The following is a 2,755-nucleotide window of genomic DNA, read 5'->3' as shown; positions in this document are numbered from 1 at the left end:
AAGAGGGCTGTTTTTGCCTCATTCATTGTCAGGCCTTTTAGATCGGGAACTGTCGTTTTCAAGTCAGCTGCTTCTTCCGCTTCTTTCTCATTGTATTTTGGTTCGATTCCCAGATAAGGGAGAATGTTCTGCAGCAATTCCTGCATCACAGGGCCTGCCACTGTGCCGCCGTAATAGACCCCTTGGGGCTCATCGATCAGCACCAGTGCCATGACCTGCGGGTTTTCCGCCGGCGCAAAAGACATAAAGGATGCAATGTATTTTCCGCTTCTGCGGGGCAGCTTTTCTGAAGTTGCCGTTTTCCCGCCGATGCGATAGCCGGGGATATAGGCTTTGCTGCCCGTCCCTTCGGAAACTACGCTTTCCAAAATAATTTTCATGGTTTCCGATGTTTCCAGAGAAATGATCTGTTCTCCTGCCTCATATTGGAAAGTTTCCACCATATTCCCCTCTTCATCGGCAATGCCCTTTGCAAAATGAGGCGTGATCAGACGGCCGCCATTGACGATTGCCGAAGCCGACCGCAGCAGCTGCAGCGGCGTGATCTGGAAAGACTGGCCGAAACTCATGGTCGCCAGTTCCACCGGGCCGATGTTTTCCAGCTTATGAATGATCCCTGTTGCTTCCCCCGCCAGGTCTACACCGGTTTTCTGAGAAAATCCGAATTTCTGCATATATTCCAGAAAAGTCTCTGCCCCCAGCCGTTCCCCGATTTCCATAAATACAGGGTTGCAGGAATTCTGTACCCCCTGCACGAAATTTTCCGCCCCATGGGTACGGGGATATCGCCAGCATTTGATCTGTCTGTCCCCTGCCACATGAAAGCCGCGGCAGTAAAACGTACTTTCCGGAGAAACGACCTTTTCCTCCAGCCCGGCGGAGGATGTGATGATCTTAAAAGTGCTCCCCGGTTCGTATGTATCATTGATGGCAGCATTCCGCCACATTTTGTTCAGATAGTCATTCTGCTCCTCCTGCGAAAAGGTATCCCACATTGCCGCCAGTTGGGCATCGTTGATAGTAAAGGGATCATTCAGGTCAAAGGTCGGGTAGTTTGCCATGGCATAAATTTCTCCATTCTGGGGATTTAGAATGATAATCAATCCTTTTTTTGCCCCCTTCGTCTCCACGGCTTTGGCAATGGTTTGCTCTGCGTATTGCTGCATGACCACATCAATGGTAGTCACCAGATTTTTCCCGTCTACAGGGGGGATCCGCTCCTGTTCGCTGTCCACCTCATTCCCTCTGGAATCCGTCAGCGTCAGTATTTTCCCCCGCTCCCCTTCCAGCAGTTCGTCATATTTTGCTTCCAGCCCGATGATACCCTGATTATCTTTCCCCACAAAGCCAATGACCTGTGCCGCCAGTTCCGAATAAGGATATACCCTTCTGACATCCTCGTCCACTTCCACCCCCGGATAATTGGCCGCCCGTATCTCCGCCGCCAGTTCTGTGTCCACCTTTGTTTTGATCCGCACCAGTGCCACCTTCTGCTGCACTTTTTCCAGCACCTCTGCATATTCCAGATCCAGCTTTTCTGCCAAGAACTGCGCCGTTTTCTCCTTTTCCTTCACCTGTACGGGAATCACACTGACGGCATTCACCGTTTCCGTCAGAGCAATGCCTTCTCCATTCCGATCCAGAATAGACCCTCTTTTTGGCGTGATGAGCCTGTCTCTGGTCTGCTGTTCATAGGCCATCTCCTGCAGTTTTTCCGCCCGAAAAAATTCAATGAAAGCCACCCGTCCGATCAAAATCAGATAGCCAAACATAGCACAGAACAAAAATACCAGAAGCCGTTTTTTTGCGCCGATGGTCGGTTTTTCCATAAAAAACACCCCGCCTTTTCGTCATACAAAAAGTATACGAACAGGACGGAGTGTCTATGTCTTGGTTATTCTGTGGATTCCGTTGGTTTGGTCAGTTCGGTCGATTCCGCCTCTTTCTTTTTCAGCGTAATGGTGACCTCGCTGCCATTTTCCACGGAAACGCCATATTTCGGGTCTTGTGCTGTTACCACGCTGTTACCGATCTCGCCCTCAAAGATCACTTCAAACCCTGCTTCGGAAAGGATCGAAACAGCATCACTGTAACTCTTGCCCATCACATTGGGCACCTTCACCGTACCACTGTCTTCTTCAGACTTGGCAACATACAGGATAACTTCACTGCCAACCTCTACTTCCGTGCCGGCCTTCGGCACCTGATTGGTGATGGAATTACCTGTACCCACCACTTTGTAGTTCAGACCGCGGCCTTCCAGATCCATGGTCACATGATAGGTACTGCTACCTACATAATCAGGCATCTTCACTGTTTTGCCCTTTGCCAGAGTTGCTGTTTCCTCTGTGGATTCTGTAGGTTCCAGATTTTTATATTTGATGATGTTTTCCATCAGCTGTTTTGTCATATTCGCTGTAGTCTGCACGCCATCCGCATAATCCTGAGGCAGATGGATCACGGAAAATACCAGATACTGAGGATTTTCCGCAGGGAAATATGCCATGTGAGTCAGCGTCCAGCTACGCTTGTCACGTTTCCCCTGTTCGGCCGTACCGGTTTTACAGCCGATAGAGTAGCCGGGAATAGCGATTTTTTTCGCGGTACCATGATCTACTGTCGCTTTCAGTGCTGTACGAACATAGTCAGAGGTTTTCTGAGAAATAACTCTTCTGACCACTTCCGTATCCTGTTCCATCACCACAGAACCATCGTCGTCGATGATCTGAGATACGACATAGGGCTGCACCAGATT

General features: G+C 49.6%; 2 protein-coding genes. Both read right to left on the bottom strand.

The genetic code is table 11. From position 1 onward, the window contains the following. Positions 1 to 1,829: peptidoglycan D,D-transpeptidase FtsI family protein (locus tag ACJMLT_RS03800; RefSeq protein WP_405726833.1), on the bottom strand; the 1,829-nt coding region annotated here is incomplete at its 3' end. Positions 1,830 to 1,894: 65 nt separating this feature from the next. Further along, positions 1,895 to 2,755 (bottom strand): PASTA domain-containing protein (locus tag ACJMLT_RS03795; RefSeq protein ID WP_405726830.1); only part of this gene is annotated, 861 nt, incomplete at its 5' end.

This window comes from Anaerotignum sp. (genome assembly GCF_045122575.1).
GTDB lineage: Bacteria > Bacillota > Clostridia > Lachnospirales > Anaerotignaceae > Anaerotignum_A.
Note: the sequence above shows the minus strand (reverse complement) of the source record. Positions and strands in the feature narration are given on the sequence as shown.